At 69.4% G+C, this 15,622-nt stretch carries 17 protein-coding genes; 8 read left to right on the top strand and 9 right to left on the bottom strand.

Going from position 1 to position 15,622, the window contains the following annotated elements:
• Nucleotides 1–97: 97 nt before the first annotated feature.
• The 8 genes from ABZ412_RS02955 to ABZ412_RS02920 all read right to left on the bottom strand — a co-directional run bounded on the left by ABZ412_RS02955 (nt 98) and on the right by ABZ412_RS02920 (nt 7,293).
• Nucleotides 98–868, bottom strand: coding sequence for an SDR family oxidoreductase (locus tag ABZ412_RS02955; RefSeq protein WP_357275536.1), 771 nt, complete (start codon nt 866–868; stop codon nt 98–100).
• Nucleotides 865–1,575: an acetoacetate decarboxylase family protein gene (locus ABZ412_RS02950; protein WP_357275534.1), complete on the bottom strand. Its 711-nt coding sequence runs from the start codon at nt 1,573–1,575 to the stop codon at nt 865–867. Before ABZ412_RS02950 ends, ABZ412_RS02955 begins: the two co-directional genes overlap by 4 nt.
• 65 nt (nt 1,576–1,640) lie before the next feature.
• Nucleotides 1,641–3,251: an acyl-CoA synthetase gene (locus ABZ412_RS02945; protein WP_357275531.1), complete on the bottom strand. Its 1,611-nt coding sequence runs from the start codon at nt 3,249–3,251 to the stop codon at nt 1,641–1,643.
• A 25-nt stretch (nt 3,252–3,276) separates the two neighbouring features.
• Nucleotides 3,277–4,533 carry a hypothetical protein gene (locus ABZ412_RS02940; protein ID WP_357275529.1) on the bottom strand — a complete coding sequence of 419 codons (1,257 nt, stop codon included), beginning with the start codon at nt 4,531–4,533 and terminating at the stop codon, nt 3,277–3,279.
• Nucleotides 4,527–5,090, bottom strand: coding sequence for a nuclear transport factor 2 family protein (locus tag ABZ412_RS02935; protein WP_357275527.1), 564 nt, complete (start codon nt 5,088–5,090; stop codon nt 4,527–4,529). Before ABZ412_RS02935 ends, ABZ412_RS02940 begins: the two co-directional genes overlap by 7 nt.
• Nucleotides 5,087–5,290 (bottom strand): ferredoxin, encoded by a 204-nt coding sequence (locus tag ABZ412_RS02930; RefSeq protein WP_357275524.1) that lies wholly within the window; start codon nt 5,288–5,290, stop codon nt 5,087–5,089. The genes ABZ412_RS02935 and ABZ412_RS02930 overlap by 4 nt, the downstream gene beginning before the upstream one ends.
• Before the next feature lie 2 nt (nt 5,291–5,292).
• A complete protein-coding gene (locus tag ABZ412_RS02925; protein ID WP_357275523.1) occupies nt 5,293–6,087 on the bottom strand; it encodes an SDR family oxidoreductase in 795 nt (264 codons plus the stop codon).
• The gene (locus tag ABZ412_RS02920) at nt 6,088–7,293 is read right to left on the bottom strand and encodes a cytochrome P450 (RefSeq protein ID WP_357275521.1); all 1,206 of its coding nucleotides are present in this window, start codon (nt 7,291–7,293) and stop codon (nt 6,088–6,090) included. It abuts the gene before it with no gap.
• Between the two features lie 232 nt (nt 7,294–7,525).
• Here ABZ412_RS02920 and ABZ412_RS02915 point away from each other — a divergent pair, with 232 nt between their 5' ends.
• From ABZ412_RS02915 to ABZ412_RS02885, 7 genes are all read left to right on the top strand, one after another.
• Nucleotides 7,526–8,998: an aldehyde dehydrogenase gene (locus tag ABZ412_RS02915; RefSeq protein WP_357275519.1), complete on the top strand. Its 1,473-nt coding sequence runs from the start codon at nt 7,526–7,528 to the stop codon at nt 8,996–8,998.
• A gap of 11 nt (nt 8,999–9,009) precedes the next feature.
• Complete coding sequence (locus ABZ412_RS02910; RefSeq protein WP_357275517.1) at nt 9,010–9,762, top strand: SDR family oxidoreductase; 753 nt, start codon at nt 9,010–9,012, stop codon at nt 9,760–9,762.
• The gene (locus ABZ412_RS02905; protein WP_357275515.1) at nt 9,759–10,637 is read left to right on the top strand and encodes an NAD(P)-dependent oxidoreductase; all 879 of its coding nucleotides are present in this window, start codon (nt 9,759–9,761) and stop codon (nt 10,635–10,637) included. Before ABZ412_RS02910 ends, ABZ412_RS02905 begins: the two co-directional genes overlap by 4 nt.
• Nucleotides 10,634–11,008 carry a carboxymuconolactone decarboxylase family protein gene (locus ABZ412_RS02900; protein ID WP_357275512.1) on the top strand — a complete coding sequence of 125 codons (375 nt, stop codon included), beginning with the start codon at nt 10,634–10,636 and terminating at the stop codon, nt 11,006–11,008. The genes ABZ412_RS02905 and ABZ412_RS02900 overlap by 4 nt, the downstream gene beginning before the upstream one ends.
• A gap of 33 nt (nt 11,009–11,041) precedes the next feature.
• Entirely contained in the window at nt 11,042–12,514 is a 1,473-nt protein-coding gene (locus ABZ412_RS02895) for an FAD-dependent oxidoreductase (protein ID WP_357275510.1), read from the top strand.
• A gap of 15 nt (nt 12,515–12,529) precedes the next feature.
• Nucleotides 12,530–13,396 (top strand): LLM class F420-dependent oxidoreductase, encoded by an 867-nt coding sequence (locus ABZ412_RS02890; protein WP_357275507.1) that lies wholly within the window; start codon nt 12,530–12,532, stop codon nt 13,394–13,396.
• 68 nt (nt 13,397–13,464) lie between these two features.
• Nucleotides 13,465–14,493: a hypothetical protein gene (locus ABZ412_RS02885; RefSeq protein ID WP_357275504.1), complete on the top strand. Its 1,029-nt coding sequence runs from the start codon at nt 13,465–13,467 to the stop codon at nt 14,491–14,493.
• Here ABZ412_RS02885 and ABZ412_RS02880 read toward each other — a convergent pair.
• Complete coding sequence (locus tag ABZ412_RS02880; protein WP_357275502.1) at nt 14,490–14,903, bottom strand: hypothetical protein; 414 nt, start codon at nt 14,901–14,903, stop codon at nt 14,490–14,492. The genes ABZ412_RS02885 and ABZ412_RS02880 overlap by 4 nt on opposite strands.
• 119 nt (nt 14,904–15,022) lie before the next feature.
• Between ABZ412_RS02880 and ABZ412_RS02875 the strand changes: the two genes are divergently transcribed.
• Nucleotides 15,023–15,586 carry a helix-turn-helix domain-containing protein gene (locus ABZ412_RS02875; protein ID WP_357275948.1) on the top strand — a complete coding sequence of 188 codons (564 nt, stop codon included), beginning with the start codon at nt 15,023–15,025 and terminating at the stop codon, nt 15,584–15,586.
• Nucleotides 15,587–15,622 lie beyond the last annotated feature (36 nt).

Here is a 15,622-nt window from a genome sequence, read left to right as displayed (position 1 = left end):
TTGCGGGATACGGGTGCTGGGCGGCCGCAGAGCCCGGCCGCCCAGCACCGGAGCGGATGCCGATCGGAGCACGTGCCGGCATCCACGTTCGGGGGTGCTACTCGATCGGACGGATCGTGCGCCGGATGATGGCCCGCGCTACGCCGGGCAGGAATCGCCGCATGTAATAGGCGGGCCGAGCCTCTCCGGGGAATACGTAGAGCGGCGTCTTCGGTGCGGCCAACGCCTTTTCCAGGGCGTCGACGACGAATTCCGGGGTGACGGGGACCGCGTTGCCGAGCACGCTGGCGTTCTCCTCGCGGACCACGTCCAGGAACGGGGTCTCGACGCCGGGCGGGCACAGGACGAGCAGGCGCACGCCGGTGCCGTGCAGTTCATAGGAGAGGCTGTCGGCGAAGCCGATGACGGCGTGCTTGGACGCGGTGTATCCGGCCATGCCGGGTGAGGGCAGCCAGCCGACGAGCGAGGCGAACAGCACCACGGTCCCCGCGTCCGCGTCGCGCATGGCGGGCACGACCGCCTGCACCAGGTTGACGGTCCCGATGTAGTTGACGTCCATCATCTTCCGGATCAGGGCCACGTCGTGGTCCAGCACCGAGGCGTGCACATGGCCGATGCCGGCCGCGTGCACCAGCCGGTCGATGGTCCCCAGTTCCGAGCGCACCTTGTCGACGACGGCCCGGACCTGCGCGGCATCGGAGACGTCGCATTCGTAGGTGTGGGTGTTGGGCGAGCGGGCGGCGGTGACGGCCAGCCCGTCGGCGTTGACGTCGACGGCGGCCACCTGCCAGCCCGCGGCGGCGAGGCGTTGCGCGACGACGCGGCCCTGGCCGCTGGCCGCTCCGGTGACCAGTGCAGTGCGGCTCATCGGACCTCCTGGGTCTGCAAGACCGTGGCGGCGTCCTCGAAAGTCATGCGGAGCGCGCCGATCCGGCTGGAGAACAGTGCGCGCCCAGGCAGCCCGAGGGCGCGCAGTTGATCGGAGACGGGGTGGTCTCCGAGGTGGATGCGGGCGCCGCCCGGCCGTCCCCGGACCTGGCCGGGGTTCATGATCCAGGGTGTGCGGCGCAGGATTCCGTTGCGCGAGGTGTAGGCGTCGATGGAGGCCCCGCCCGCGCCGGCGGGCATCGGGATACCGTCGGCGACTCGCAGCGCGAGCACGAACTGCCCCTCGACGCGGACCTCGCACCGGTGCCCGCGCCCGTCGGGCGTGATGTCGATGTCGGCCATGAGCTTAGGGAATCCCCAGATCGACTGTCCCGCTTCGCAGGTGAAGCTCTGGTTCACCGGCAGCCAGTGGATGTAGGCCCCGGTGCTGTCCTTGCGCCCGGGCTGTTTCGCCATGATCGAGAAAGCGAATTCGTGGTACGGCCCGAGGTCGCCGTCGACGTAGCGCACGAAGGCCAGCGAGAGCACGGCCTTGCCGAGCACGGTGAGCGGCTCCAGCCCGGTGCCGGTGAGCAGTTCGGCGGCGGCGCGGGCGTCGACGAGGAACAGCGCCGAACTCGCGTCCGCGTGCCGGATCCGCACCGGCATGCTGACCCGCTCCCCGAGCACGGTGTGGGCATCTACCATGTTCGAATTAGAACAGGTTTCACCTAGGCGCGCCGGTTGTTTCACGCAGTTCGTCCGCTCACCGGTCACCTACTTTCATGGTCTGGCGCCCGCTCGGCGACATATGCCTTCGCCCACCGGTAGTCGGGCTTCCCGCTCGGGGTCCGGGCGACGGTCGCGGCCACCCAAATCCGCCGCGCCAGTTTGTATCCGGCGAGACGATCGCGCACATGAGCCTCCAGGGCCGCCAGGTCGATGTCGCCGTCCGCCGGGGAGACCACGGCCGCGACCAGCTGTCCCCAGCGCTCGTGCGGGACCCCCACCACCACCGCGTCGTAGACCGCCGGATGGGCCTTGAGGGTGGCCTCGACCTCCTCGGGAAAGACCTTCTCCCCGCCGGTGTTGATGACCATGTTGCCGCGCCCGATCAACGTGACCGACCCGTCGGATTCGACGCGCGCGCGATCGTCGGTGATCACCATTCGCACGCCGTCCACGACGCGGAACAGCTTGCCGGTCTTGACCGGATCCTTGTAGTACCCGATCGGCACATTGCCGGTCTTGGCCACCCATCCCTCCCCGCCGGGTGCGACGGGCCGCCCGTCATCGTCGACCACCAGCGCGCCTCGGCCGGTGCTCACTCGCGGCGCGCGGGCCGGGTCGTCGTCCTTCTGCGCGAATCCGATTCCGCCGAAACCGGTTTCGGACGAACCGATGGACTCGGTGACCAGGGTGCTCGGGAACAGTTCCAGCAGTGCGTTCTTCACCGGCTGGGTCAGTTGCGCCGCCCCTGACCCGATGGAGATGAGCGAGGAGGCGTCCACGGGCGCGGCCCGATACGAGTCGACCAGCGGCCGGGCGATGGCGTCGCCGGTGACGACCAGGACGTGCGGCCGTTCCCGCGCCACCACCCGCCACACCTCGTCGGGATCGAAGCGCGGCTGGAACAGCACCGCGTTGCCCGACCACAGCGCGGTGAAGGTGGGCATCATGGCGGCGGCGTGGATGAGCGGCGGTAGCACGAACCAGGTCATGGGGAACTCGTTCTGCGCGGCCACCCGGGACTGCTGGTATTCGTCGGCGACGGGTTCACCGGTGTAGAAGTCGATGCCGCCGCCGAGCACCCGCCACATGTCCTCCTGGCGCCAGATGACGCCCTTGGGCAGACCGGTGGTGCCGCCGGTGTACATGATGAAGTGGTCGTCGGCGCTGCGCGGCCCGAAATCCCGGATGCCGGAGGCCGATTCGAGCGCCTCCTCGTAGGGCAGCGAACGGCTCGGCAGTCCCGCTCCCCCTTGGTCGTCCTCCACGACCAGGGTGTGCCGCAGCTTCGGCAGCTGATCGCGGATCTCCTCGATGAGCGGCGCGTAGCAGCGGTGGTGCACCGCCATCTCGAGGTCGGCGTTGTCGTAGACGTAGCGCAGTTCCTCGGCCCGGTACCGGTAGTTGATATTGACCGGCACCGCGCGAATCTTGTAGCAGCCCAGCAGGGTTTCGAGGCTCTCGATGCTGTTGTGCATGTGGAACCCGATGTGGGTGCCGGGCCCGGCCCCGGCCGCCGCCAGGTGGTGGGCGACCCGGTTGGCGCGGGCGTCGAGCTGGGCGAAGGTGAGCCGCCGTGTCCCCTCGATCACGGCGGTCCGGTCCGACACGGCGTCGGCCGAGTGTTCGTAGAGGTCGGCGAAGTTGCACGCCATGGCCGTTTCTCCTGGTGTGTTCCGGCTACAGGACGGTGAGCGGCAGCGGTGTGCCCCGGTCGGTGAAGGTGAAGGCCGCCCCGGAGCTGAACCGGGTGATGGCGACCTCGTCGGCTTCCCGGAACGGCAGGTCGGCGCAACCGATTTCGAGGGTGAGCCCGCAGTCGGCGGCCTCGCGGACCCGGGCGTGGAAACGCGGGTTCACCCCGCGCACCAGGGCGTCGAGCGGCTGAAGATGGCCGGGGTCGAGCAGGGCGGGCCAGGCGCCGTCGTCGACCGCGCCGCAGCCGCGGCCGATGCGCAGTTCGACCAGCTGCTCCCCACCGGCGGTCTCGGCCGTCACGCCGACGTCGACATAGGCGGCCGGGTTCAGCGCCGGGTGCAGGCGCAGCACCTTGGCCAACGCCGCCATACCGTCGCCGAGCCCGAGCGCGATGCGGATGCGTTCGGCGGTGAGGCCCGCGATGCCGGTGAACTGTTTGCGCAGGATGTCCAGCGCCACTTCCGGTTTCGCGCGCTTCTCCACCGCGGTCCGGTAGCCGAGGGTGAGCAGGTGGTGCTGCAGGCACACCTCGTCGGCGATCCGGATGAGCGCCGAGCGCGAGAAGTCCTCGAACCGCAGGTCACTCAGCAGCGGCCCCGTATAGTCCGCCTGCCCGGGATCTTCCGGGTCGATGGGGTCGAGCACGGTGGCGGCGGCCTCGGATCCGGCCACCACCTGCGCGTCCTCGTGCGGGATCGGCGGTTCGTGCGCGGGATCGATCGTGACGGTCCACGCGCACACCGGTTTCCGGTCCGCCGGTTCGCGGGGCGGCCGATGCACGGGTCGCACCTGGGCGTGCGGATTGGTGGCGAGCGCGGTCGCGTCGAAGGTGGGGTCCTCGATGTCGTGGCACATGGCCACCACGAATTCGGTGCCCATCGGCTCGACGTCGGCGAGCGCGCCGCAGTGGTCGAGATGGAATTCCCCGTGATCGTGGTCGATCACCGTGTAGCGGAAGTCCATGAACTGCGGTGGCGCGCCGATATCCAGCTGGAAGCCCTTGAAGATGGCGTCCACCCCGTCACTTGTGATGCCGAGCGCCCGCCGCATGCGCCGGGTGTAGACCGGGCTGGCCAGCTGCCATTCGTCGATGGCGACCGCGGTCATGCCCTCCCGGCCGAGCGCGCCGAGCACGTGCGCCATCCCGGACCGGTCGATGAGGTGCCCGCACAGCAGCAGTTCCGGAACCAGCAGGGCCAGTTCGGATCTGGTGAGTGACGCGTATCTGCTGGTCACCACAGGGGCACCGGCCCCTTCCCGACCGGGTACCAGCCGGGCAACGGTTCGCCCGACATGGACCGTTCCATGCGCTTGCGCATGCCGGACGAGAGCGCGTTGTTCGAAATCATCTCCACGAACAGCGCGGTCACATTGCCGAAGTCGAAGAAGTCGCGCTGCCAGCTCCACTGGTAGTTCCCGGCGTAGCGGAACCAGCTGCCGCCGAGCCCTTCCGGGCTGTAGGGCCGTCCGTCGGCCCGCTGCTGATCGTTGACCTGTTTCCAGAATCCGATGACGCTGCCGGTGCGCTCGTCGACCACGAATTCCTGGTACGGGTACGTCCAGCCCTCGAGCCCGAACATCTCCTGGCCGAGCGCGATATCGCGGATCTCGTCGCGTCCGACGGCCATGAATTCCTGCTGCGGACCGTAGTTCCAGCCATAGGTGGCGTCGTCGGTGTAGAAGTGCTCGAGGGGTTTCCAGTCCCCGGCCGCCTCACACTGTTTGTTCTCGTCCACCCAGCGGCGGATCATCTCGTCGAGTTCGTCGCGGGACCAGCTCACGGCTGTCTCCTTCATTCGACAGCGCTGTCGTCTACGAGCGACAGGGCCTGGGTCGGGCAGTAGCGGACGGCGGCGCGGGCCGCGTCCAGGTCGGTGCCGGGGTCGGCGCGCAGGATCCGCACCTGTCCCTGTTTGGGCACCTCGAAGAGGTCGGGGGCCTCGTCCTGGCAGACGGCGTGGCCCTGGCAGAGGTCGAGATCGACGACCAGGCGCATGGTCAGGGTCCTTCCGGATTCGGCTCGCGCAGTGGCGCTTCGGGCTGGACCTCCACCAGCACCAGGTGCACGCCGCGCGGGGTGGACACGACCGCGGACACGGCCGCCGCGAGATCGGCGGGCCGCAGGAACTGCGGGTGCCGGGCGAATCCCCACTTCACCCAGTTCTCCAGCAGCGGACCCACCACTTCCGGGGTGGCCTGCATGCCCATGCCGGTGAGGGTCTGGCCCGGCCGCACGATGGACGAGCGCACGCCGGTGCCCTCCAGTTCCATGCGCAGCTGGGTGGCGAACGCCTCGACGCCGGTCTTGGCGGCGTTGTACGCGCCCGCGCCGGGCCGGGCCCGCACGGCGCAGTCGGAGCCGATGACCACGAAGTCGCCGCGCTGCCGCTCGATCATGCCGGGCAGCACCCGGTGCGCGAGGCGTTGCGCGCCGACCAGGTGCACCCGCACCTGGGATTCGAACAGGTCGGGATCCATCGCCCAGCCCTGCCCGAATTCGAGGTCGCCCGCGCCGGAGACCAGGACCTCGGTGGGCCCGAGCGCCGACTCGGCGGCGGTGACGAATTCGTTCACCGAGGCGGTATCGCAGACGTCGAGCCGTCCGGCGAAGGCTTCCCCGCCCTCGGCGCGGATCTTCTCGGCGAGGGTTTCGCAGATCTCCACCCGGCGCGCACCCAGCGCGACCGGGTGTCCCAGCGCGGCAAGGGCTTCCGCGGTGGCGGCCCCGATTCCGGAGGACGCGCCCGCCACGATGGCGGGGCGGCGGGCGGGATGCGGTGCGAAGCGGGCCATTCAGCGAACCTCCACGGAGACGGGCAAGTGGGCGAAGCCGCGCACATTCACCGAATGCACGCGCTGGATACCGGTGTCGGCGATGCCGTACGAGCGGACGCGAGCGGCGAACTCGCGCAACACGATCGACGCCTCCAGTCGCGCCAGGTGCGCGCCGAGGCAGAAGTGCACGCCGCGGCCGAAGCTGATCAGCCCGCCCTTGTCGCCGCGTTCGAGGTCGTAGCGATCCGGGTCGTGGAAGACGGCGTCGTCGCGATTGGCGGATCCGATGAGCAGCAGCACCTTCGAGCCCGCGGGAATGGTCTGCCCGTAGTACTCGAGGTCCTCGGCGGCGGTGCGCGCCAGGATCTGGCTGGAGGCGTCGTAGCGCAGGGTCTCCTCGACCCAGTCCTCCACGAGTTCGGGGTGGGCGGCGGCCTTGGCGTACTGCTCGGGATTGCGGCCCGCCCAGTACAGGGCGTTGCCGAGCAGTTTGGTGGTGGTCTCGTTGCCTGCGACCACCATGAGGAACATGAAGCCGAGGATCTCCTCCTCGGTCAGCCGGTCCCCGTCGGCCTCGGCGTCGAGCAGGGCCGAGGTGAGGTCGTCGGCGCGTTTGCGCTTCCGTTCGGCGAGGATCTCGTTGTAGTAGCCCGCGAGTTTCATGGCCGCCTCCATGGCCGCGATCGGCACGTCCAGCACGCCCTCCTCACGATGCACCAGGAGGTCGGCCAGCCGCCGGAGTTCGGCGCGATCGGCTTCGGGCACGCCGAGCAGTTCGGAGATGACGTCCATCGGGACCTGGCCCGCGACCGCGTCGATCCAGTCGAAATCGCCGCCGGCCAGGGCGGGTTCGAGGTAGCGCAGGGTGATCTCGCGGATCCGCGCGCCCATCTCGGTCACCCGCCGGGGTGTGAATCCCTGGTAGACGAGCTTGCGCAGACGCAGGTGCCGGGGGTCGTCCATGGCCAGGAAGGACATGGTTCGCCAGGCGTGCGGCCCCCAGGCGGCGGGGTCGAGCGAGACCCCGTTGGCACTGGAAAGGCGCACGTTGTCCCGGAAGCCGGCCGCCACGTCCCCGTGCCGCGAGAGCGCCCAGAAGTCCAGCTCGGGGTGGTGGTACACCGGGGCCTCGGTGCGCAACCGCTGGTACACGGGGTAGGGGTCCTCGTGGATGCGGTAGTCGTAGGGGTCGAACAGCAGCGGCTCCAGCGAGGCTGCGGTCATGGTGGGTCCACCTCGTATTCGATAACTCGTTCATCGGCTCTGACGAACGTTTTCCAGCAACGGAGACACGTAGCTGGACATGTGTCTGTACGGTACTAGCGACGGGATCACCTCACAACGGAATCCCGCGAAGAAAATCGGCCGGACCGCAGAAACTGAAACCTGTTCTTGCGCGTTTCCGAGCCGCGAACCTATAGTCCGTACACGTGTCCGGACAGCATGGGAGCTACCTATGAGCCCGAGCGATCTCGTCCCCGACGGCGGTTCGCACCTGCTGATCGGCGGCAAGTTGACGCCCGGCGGCGGCGGTGTGTTCACCACCGTCGACCCGGCCACCGGGGAACCCCTCGGCTATGCCGCCAATGCCGACTCCGCCGATATGGACGCGGCCATCGCCGCGGCCCGCACCGCCTTCGACACCACCGACTGGTCCCGCGATCCGGCATTCCGCGCGGCCTGCCTCCGGCAGCTGCGCGACGCCCTGCGCGGGCACATCGAGGAACTGCGCGAGATCACCATCGCCGAGGCGGGCGCACCCCGCATGCTCACCAGCGGTCCGCAGCTGGAGGGACCGGTCGGGGATCTCGGCTACTTCGCCGATCTGGCCGAGAACTACGCGTGGGAAACCGATCTCGGGGTCGCCGCGCCCATGGGGATCAAGAGCTCGCGCCGGCTGCGGCGCGAACCCATCGGCGTGGTCGGGGCGATCACGCCCTGGAATTTCCCGCACCAGATCAACTTCGCCAAACTGGGTCCGGCGCTCGCGGCCGGAAACACCGTGGTGCTCAAGCCCGCGCCCGACACCCCGTGGTGCGCGGCGGCCGTGGGCCGGATCATCGCCGAGGAGACCGACATTCCGGCCGGGGTGGTCAATATCGTCACCTCCGACGATCACGGCCTCGGCACGCAGCTGGTCACCGATCCGCGGGTGGACATGATCTCGTTCACCGGGTCCACCCAGACCGGCAAGGCGGTGATGACCGCCGCGGCGGCGTCGCTGAAGAAGGTGTTCCTGGAGCTGGGCGGCAAGTCAGCGTTCATCGTGCTCGACGACGCGGACATCGCGGCCGCCGCGAGCTATGCCGCGTTCGGCGTGTGCGTACACGCGGGCCAGGGCTGTGCGATCAGCACCCGCCTGCTGGTGCCGCGCGAACTGCACGATCAGGCCGTCGAAGCCGCCGCGCGCACCATGGCGGGCATTCGTCCCGGGGATCCGGCGAAACCCGGAACCGTGTGCGGCCCGGTCATCTCCGAACGCCAGCGGGCGCGGATCGAGCGCTATCTCGACATCGCGCGCGCCGAGGGCGGCACCATCGTCACCGGCGGCAAGCGGCCCGACCGTGAGAACGGCTGGTTCGTCGAACCGACGCTGATCACGGGCCTGCCCAACAGTTCCATCGTGGCCCAGGAGGAGATCTTCGGGCCGGTCCTCACCGTCATCCCGCACGACGGTGACGCCGATGCCGTCCGCATCGCCAACGACTCCCCTTACGGCCTGTCCGGCACGGTGTGGGGCAGCGACCCCGAGCGGCTGCGCGAGGTCGTGAACGGCGTGCGCACCGGGACGCTCAGCGTCAACGGCGGCATCTGGTATTCGGCCGACGCGCCCTTCGGCGGCTACAAGCAGTCCGGCGTGGGCCGGGAAATGGGCGTCCTCGGATTCGAGGAATACACCGAGACCAAACTCATCGCGACCGGCGTCTGAGGAGTACCGACATGAGCCGATTCACCGACAGGTCGATCATCGTCACCGGCGCCGCGCGCGGCATCGGGGCGGCCTACGCGAAGGCGCTGGCCGCCGAGGGCGCGAAAGTCGTCGTCGCCGACCTGAACAGCGAACTGGGCGAGGCGACCGCCAAGGAGATCACCGCCGACGGCGGCGTCGCGGTCTTCGCGCCGGTCGACGTCGCCGATCCGGAATCCGCCAAGGCCCTGGCCGATTTCACCGTCGCCGAGTTCGGCGGCATCAACCACCTGGTCAACAATGCCGCCATCTACGGCGATATGAAGCTGGACCTGCTGGTGTCCGTGCCGTGGGACTACTACAAGAAGTTCATGGCCGTGAACCTCGACGGCGCGCTGAACGTCACCCGCGCGGTCTACAAGCACATCGCCAAGGCGGGCGGCGGGTCCATCGTGAACCAGTCCTCCACCGCCGCCTGGACCTACTCCGGCTTCTACGGGCTGGCCAAGGCCGGGATCAACAGCCTCACCCAGCAGCTGGCACACGAGTTGGGGCACTCCAGGATTCGGGTGAACGCCATCGCACCGGGACCCACCGACACCGAGGCCACCCGCAGCATCGTGCCCGAGCAGTTCGTGGATCAGCTGGTGAAGCAGATGGCGCTCAAGCGGCTCGGCACCACCGAGGACATGGTCGGGGCCTGCCTGTACCTGCTGTCCGACGACGCGGGCTGGGTCACCGGTCAGGTGCTGAATGTCGATGGCGGGCAGGTGTTCCGGCCATGAGCGAGGGCATCTCGATCGGGTTCATCGGACTCGGCAATATGGGTGCGCCGATGGCGCAGCGGCTGGTCGAATGGCCGGGCGGGCTCGTGGTCTGCGATATGCGGGCCGACGCGCTGCGGCCGTTCACCGACGCGGGGGCGACCGCCGCCGCGACCGCCGCGGACGTGGCCGAGCGGTGCCGGGTCATCTCGGTGGTCGTCCTCGACGACGCGCAGGTGCGCACGGTGGTGACCGGCCCGGACGGTCTGCTCCGGACCGCGAAGCCCGGCACCGTGATCGCGGTGCACTCCACCATCTCCGATCGGACCGCCGTGGAACTCGGTGCCGAATGCGCTTCGCACGGTGTCGAATTCGTGGACGCGCCGATCAGCGGCGGGGCGCCCGCCGCGCAGCAGGGCGCGCTCGCGGTCATGGTGGGCGGCAGTCCCGCCGCCTTCGAGGCGGTGCGCGAGCCGTTCGGGCGGTTCGGATCGCTGGTCATCCACGCCGGCGACGTCGGCGCGGGCACGCGGATGAAACTGGCGCGCAACCTGCTCCACTTCGTCGCCTTCACCGCGGCGTCGGAGGCGCAGCGGCTGGCCGAGGCCGCGGGACTGGATATCGCCGCCCTCGGCAAGGTGGTCCGGCATTCCGACTCGCACACCGGCGGGCCCGGCGCGATCATGCTGCGCAAGACCACCGCACCGGTCGAGGCGGACGATTTCTGGTTCCCCATCCTCGGTCATGTGCGCGATCTCGGTGAGAAGGACCTGTCCTTGGCCTTGGATCTCGCGGGCCGGTTGGATCTCGACCTACCGCTGGCGCAGCAGGCCTTGCACAACTTGGGAGACGGACTCGGCGTGGGGCCCGGATCCATTGCGAAGGAGCAGAAATGAGCGACGAGCAGATGTCCGAACAGCGGCAGCAGGGCCTGAAGACGATGTCGGAGGTGTACGGCTTCGACCTGCCGAACTTCTCCGGCGACCCGTTCTTCGAGGTCACCGCGGATCATCTCTTCGCGGATATCTGGAACCGGCCCGGCCTCTCCATGCGGGACCGGCGCATGTTGCTGCTCGGCGCGATCACCGCGCAGGGGCACGCCGACATCCTCGAGATCCAGGTGGGCGCGGCCCTGCGCAACGGCGAGCTCGACGCCGATCAGCTGCGCGAGATCACGGTGTTCCTGGCCCACTATGTGGGCTGGCCCAGCGCGACCAAGCTCGACGGCGCCGTACGCAAGACGCTCGCCAAAGACCAGAAGAAGTAGTAATCCCGACCCGCAGTGAGGAATACAGAGACAATGGCGGAAACCGCAAGCGTCAGCCCGCTTCTGGCCGATGAGGTCGAGACCTGGGACTACCAGGCCGACGTCGTGGTCGTCGGCTTCGGCATCGCCGGGGTGTGCGCGTCCCTCGAGGCCGCCCGCTCCGGGGCCGATGTCCTGGTGCTGGAACGCACCGGCGGCTGGGGCGGCGCGGCCGCCATGTCCGGCGGCTTCATCTATCTCGGCGGTGGCACGGCGCTCCAGCGGAAGCTGGGCTTCGAGGACACCGCCGAGAACATGGAGGCGTTCCTCACCGCGGCCCTGGGCCCCGGCGTCGACAAGGCCAAGATCCACGACTACTGCCAGGGCAGTGTCGAGCACTTCGATTGGCTTGTCGCGCAGGGTGTCCCGTTCAACGAGGTGTTCTGGGGCGAACCCGGCTACGAGCCGCCTGCCGATGAGGGCCTGATGTTCTCCGGCGGCGAGAACGCCGCCCCCTTCAAGGACAAGATCCCGCCCGCCCCGCGCGGTCACCTGGCCTGGACCAAGGACAAGAAGCTGGGCGAGAAGGGCGGCGGCTACATGCTGATGGAGCCGCTCGCCCAGAAGGCCGACGAGCTGGGCGTGCGGCACGAGTACGACGTGCGGATGCGGCGGCTCATCGTGGACGAGACCGGCCGCGTGGTCGGCGTGGCCGCCACCCGCTACGGCAAGCCCGTGCACGTACGTGCCGAGCGCGGCGTGGTGCTGGCCACCGGCAGCTTCGCCTACAACCACGAGATGGTGGAACAGTTCGCGCCCAAGATCGCCGGCCGCCCGGCCGCCACGGTCGAGGAGCACGACGGCATCGGCATCCGGGTGGCGCAGGCGCTCGGCGCGGACCTCGCCCACATGGACGCCACCGAGGTGGCCCTGGTGGTGGACCCGCAGCTGGTGGCCCGCGGCATCCTGGTGAACGGGCACGGGCAGCGGTTCATCACCGAGGACACCTACCCCGGGCGCATGGGTCAGGCCGTGCTGCAGGATCAGGACAACAAGGCGTACCTGGTGATCGACGAGCTCGCGCTGGAGGAGGCCATGGAGACCAAGTCGTCCATGTCGTTCCTGCGCATCGCGCCGACCTGGGTCGCCGAGACTGTCGCGGAGCTGGAAGGCGAGATGGGGCTGCCGGAGCACACCCTCCAGTCGACCATCGACCTCTACAACCACCACGCGGCGCAGGGCAACGACCCGTTCCTGAACAAGAAGACCGAATGGGTCAAGCCCATCCGGACCCCGCTGGGCGCCTACGACCTGCGCGGCTACACCGGCGGCTTCACACTCGGCGGCCTGCGCACCGATCTGGACTCGCGGGTCCTGCACGTCTCCGGCGAACCGATCCCCGGCCTGTACGCCGCGGGTCGCGTCACCTCCGGCATCTGCGCCGGCGGATACGCCTCCGGTTGTTCCCTCGGCGACGGCAGCTTCTTCGGCCGCCGCGCCGGCGTCTCCGCCGCCAAGCAGCTCTGAAAGGACTTCTCCCCCATGCGTTTCGGCATCGTTCTCTTCACCAGCGACCGCGGTATCACGCCCGCGGCCGCCGCCAAGGCGGCCGAGGACCGCGGTTTCGACTCGTTCTACGTGCCCGAGCACACTCACATCCCGATCCGGCGCGACGCCGCCCACCCGCACACGGGCACCAGCGAACTGCCCGACGACCGCTACACCCGCACCCTCGACCCATGGGTCGCGCTGGGCACCGCGGCCGCCGTCACCTCCCGCATCGAGTTGTCCACCGCGGTGGCGCTGCCCACCGAGAGCGACCCGATCACCCTCGCCAAGACCATCGCCACCCTGGACCACCTCTCCGGCGGCCGGGTCACCATCGGCGCCGGATTCGGCTGGAACACCGACGAACTCACCGACCACGGCGTCCCGGGCAACAAGCGCCGCACCGTGCTGCGCGAGTACATGGAGGCGATGCGGACCCTCTGGACCGAGGAAGAAGCCTCCTACAGCGGCGATTTCATCTCCTTCGGGCCCAGCTGGGCCTGGCCCAAGCCGGTCCAGTCGCACATTCCGCTGCTGATCGGCGCGGGCGGCACCGAGAAGACCTTCAAGTGGATCGCTCGTTCCGGCGACGGCTGGATCACCACGCCGTACGAGTCCGACATCTCCGCCTCCACCGCCCTGCTGCTGAAGCACTGGCAGGAGGCGGGCCGCCAGGGCGCCCCGCGCGTGGTGGCGCTGGCCGGTAAGCCGGACGCCGACCAGCTCGCGGCCTGGGCCGAAGCCGGGGTCACCGACGCCGTCTACGGTCTGCCCGACAAGTCCGAGGACGAGGTCCTCGCCTACCTGGACCGGCTGGCCGCCAAGCTCACCCCATTGGGTCTGAACACCCCGTCCGCCTGATCGGATCGGCCGCCATGGCCGATTCACCTGCGGATTCGGTACGGCGGCAAGAATCGTACGCTCGAGCCGTGTTCGAACCCTTGCCGCCGATGCCCGGCCTGTCCGACCCGACCGCGGTGTTCATCACGCACGAGGACACCGCGCGGGCGCTGGCCGAGTCGGCGCTGGCCTGGGTGCGACGGCACTCCCGGCGACGACGCCGCAACGCGCTGCGCTGGGTGATCACGGCGATCGTGCTGTACTCGCTGTGGTCGGTCAGCGGCCTGCTGATCGGGCTGGCGATCTGCGCGGCGCTGGTCGGAATGTACCGGCGGCGCTGGAATTCCGATCCCGCACGGACATTGGCCCTGTTCTCGGCCATGGCCGCGCCGGGCACGGTGATGGCGACCCGGTTCGGGCCCGCCGCGTTCGACGTCCAGGTGGGCGCGGACACCCACCGCCGGGTCCGCTACGACGGCATCCGCGACCTGGAGGTCACGCCCGCGGCGGTCGCCTTCGGCGAGGGTCAGCAGTACCACACCTATCCGCGAGAACTGTTCCCCAACAGCGCACTCCAACTCATGACGGCGGATGCCCACCCGGCCGATCCGCCGAGTCCGATTCCGCCGCTGGCCGATCCGTCGGCCGTCTACGTCGTGCGGCCCGGAGACACGAGCCGGCTGGTCCGGGTTCCGGCGCACAGATTCCGGGTGCGACGGGCGATCATCTTCGCCGCGCTCTCGTCGATCTACCTGAGCACGCTGTATCCGATCCGCGGGTCGGGGCCGATTCCGCTCGCGGCCGCGGGCATCCTGCTGCTGGCCGTCGCGTTCTCCCTGACCTACACCGCGAACCGGAATCGGCGGGAAAGGGAAATGGCGCACCAGTTCCCGCCGGGCACGGGCTTCGCGGCACGCTTCGGGCCGGACGCGGCGGATATTCACCTGGGCAGCCGGCGAACCCGCATCCGGTACGAATGGATCAGCGATATCCGCATGCAGGACGGGGTGGTCGAACTGCGGGGCCTGGACGGCGGCGCGTACCCGCGGGAATTGTTCCCGGACTTCGCGATCGCCTACATTCGCGCGCTGAATGCCGAAATGGCAGCGAGCCGCTAGTTGCAGGCGGCGATGCGCTGCAGGATGCGCAGGGTTCCGGTGGCGGCGAGGGTGCGGAACTTGCCGGTGGCCTCGGCGCGGCGGTAGAGCTCGTCCGCGGCGCGCAGTGCCAGCAGGCCGCCGCCGGCCACCCAGTGGGACCAGTCGTCGTAGGCGCGTTCGGCGGCGGCGGAGTCGGAGCCGGTGATCAGCAGCAGGCGCAGCGGAGCGCGCCATTCCCGGACGGCGGCGGCGTAGGCATCGGCGGCATCGCCAGGGCCCGCGGTGATCTCCAGGATCGCGCCCTTGCCCGCATAGGTGCGGGCGGCCTCGGACAATGCGGCGGCCTCGTCCGGGGGCAGCGTGGCGGTGATTTGCTCGATGAGTGCGGGCAATTCGCGCGGGGTGGCGGAGAGCGCGGCGGGGAGCATTCGAAAGCCTTTCCGGTGCGGTCTCATTCATACCGATCGCGCATACCGCGAGTTGCCCGGCGGGCCGAGTCATAGTAGCATCCGGACACGTGTCTGATCCCCTTTCCGACCGCTCAGCGGTGAGCATGGAGGCCACCCGCCGGCGGCTCACCGAGAAGCAGGCCGACACCGTGGACAAGCTCACCCGGGCGGCCATGGACGTGCTGTCCCAGGAGGGGTTCGCGGGGCTGACCGTGCGCATGGTCGCGGCCCGGGCCGGGGTCGGCACGGCGACCGCGTACACGTATTTCTCTTCGAAGGAACACCTGGTCGCGGAGATGTTCTGGCGGCGGCTCGCCGCCACGGACGCACCCGCCGGGGAGGGCATCGACTCCACCGCCCGGGTGCTGGCAGTGCTGCGGCAGATCGCGATGCTGATGGCCGACGAGCCCACACTCGCGGGCGCCGTGACGGCCGCGCTACTGGGTGTCGACCCCGATGTGGCGCATCTGCGGCTGCGGATCGGCGGCGAGATCCGGCGGCGGTTGATCGACGCGCTGGGCTCCGACTCCGATCCCGAACTCATCGAGACGCTCGAAATGATCTACGCGGGCGCGCTGGTGCGCGCGGGCATGGGTTACGCGTCCTACGCCGAAATTGCCGAGCGCATGGAGAAATCCGCGCTGCGCATCCTGCGGCCCTGAAATAACCATTCCGATTTCGCGCGGGAATCCGTGGGA

The sequence above is a fragment of the Nocardia sp. NPDC005746 genome, assembly GCF_040630785.1.
Classification (GTDB): domain Bacteria; phylum Actinomycetota; class Actinomycetes; order Mycobacteriales; family Mycobacteriaceae; genus Nocardia.
The sequence above is the reverse complement of the archived record's forward strand: the minus strand, read 5'-3'. Positions and strand labels throughout refer to the sequence as shown.

Excerpts from the sequence above, each read along its gene's own strand:
- ABZ412_RS02945 (WP_357275531.1), bottom strand. The coding sequence starts at position 3,251 with ATGGCGTGCAACTTCGCCGACCTCTACGAACACTCGGCCGACGCCGTG.
- ABZ412_RS02905 (WP_357275515.1), top strand. The coding sequence starts at position 9,759 with ATGAGCGAGGGCATCTCGATCGGGTTCATCGGACTCGGCAATATGGGT.
- ABZ412_RS02880 (WP_357275502.1), bottom strand. The coding sequence starts at position 14,903 with ATGCTCCCCGCCGCGCTCTCCGCCACCCCGCGCGAATTGCCCGCACTC.
- ABZ412_RS02900 (WP_357275512.1), top strand. The coding sequence starts at position 10,634 with ATGAGCGACGAGCAGATGTCCGAACAGCGGCAGCAGGGCCTGAAGACG.
- ABZ412_RS02930 (WP_357275524.1), bottom strand. The coding sequence starts at position 5,290 with ATGCGCCTGGTCGTCGATCTCGACCTCTGCCAGGGCCACGCCGTCTGC.
- ABZ412_RS02920 (WP_357275521.1), bottom strand. The coding sequence starts at position 7,293 with ATGACCGCAGCCTCGCTGGAGCCGCTGCTGTTCGACCCCTACGACTAC.
- ABZ412_RS02925 (WP_357275523.1), bottom strand. The coding sequence starts at position 6,087 with ATGGCCCGCTTCGCACCGCATCCCGCCCGCCGCCCCGCCATCGTGGCG.
- ABZ412_RS02915 (WP_357275519.1), top strand. The coding sequence starts at position 7,526 with ATGAGCCCGAGCGATCTCGTCCCCGACGGCGGTTCGCACCTGCTGATC.
- ABZ412_RS02910 (WP_357275517.1), top strand. The coding sequence starts at position 9,010 with ATGAGCCGATTCACCGACAGGTCGATCATCGTCACCGGCGCCGCGCGC.
- ABZ412_RS02955 (WP_357275536.1), bottom strand. The coding sequence starts at position 868 with ATGAGCCGCACTGCACTGGTCACCGGAGCGGCCAGCGGCCAGGGCCGC.
- ABZ412_RS02950 (WP_357275534.1), bottom strand. The coding sequence starts at position 1,575 with ATGGTAGATGCCCACACCGTGCTCGGGGAGCGGGTCAGCATGCCGGTG.
- ABZ412_RS02935 (WP_357275527.1), bottom strand. The coding sequence starts at position 5,090 with ATGAAGGAGACAGCCGTGAGCTGGTCCCGCGACGAACTCGACGAGATG.
- ABZ412_RS02895 (WP_357275510.1), top strand. The coding sequence starts at position 11,042 with ATGGCGGAAACCGCAAGCGTCAGCCCGCTTCTGGCCGATGAGGTCGAG.
- ABZ412_RS02890 (WP_357275507.1), top strand. The coding sequence starts at position 12,530 with ATGCGTTTCGGCATCGTTCTCTTCACCAGCGACCGCGGTATCACGCCC.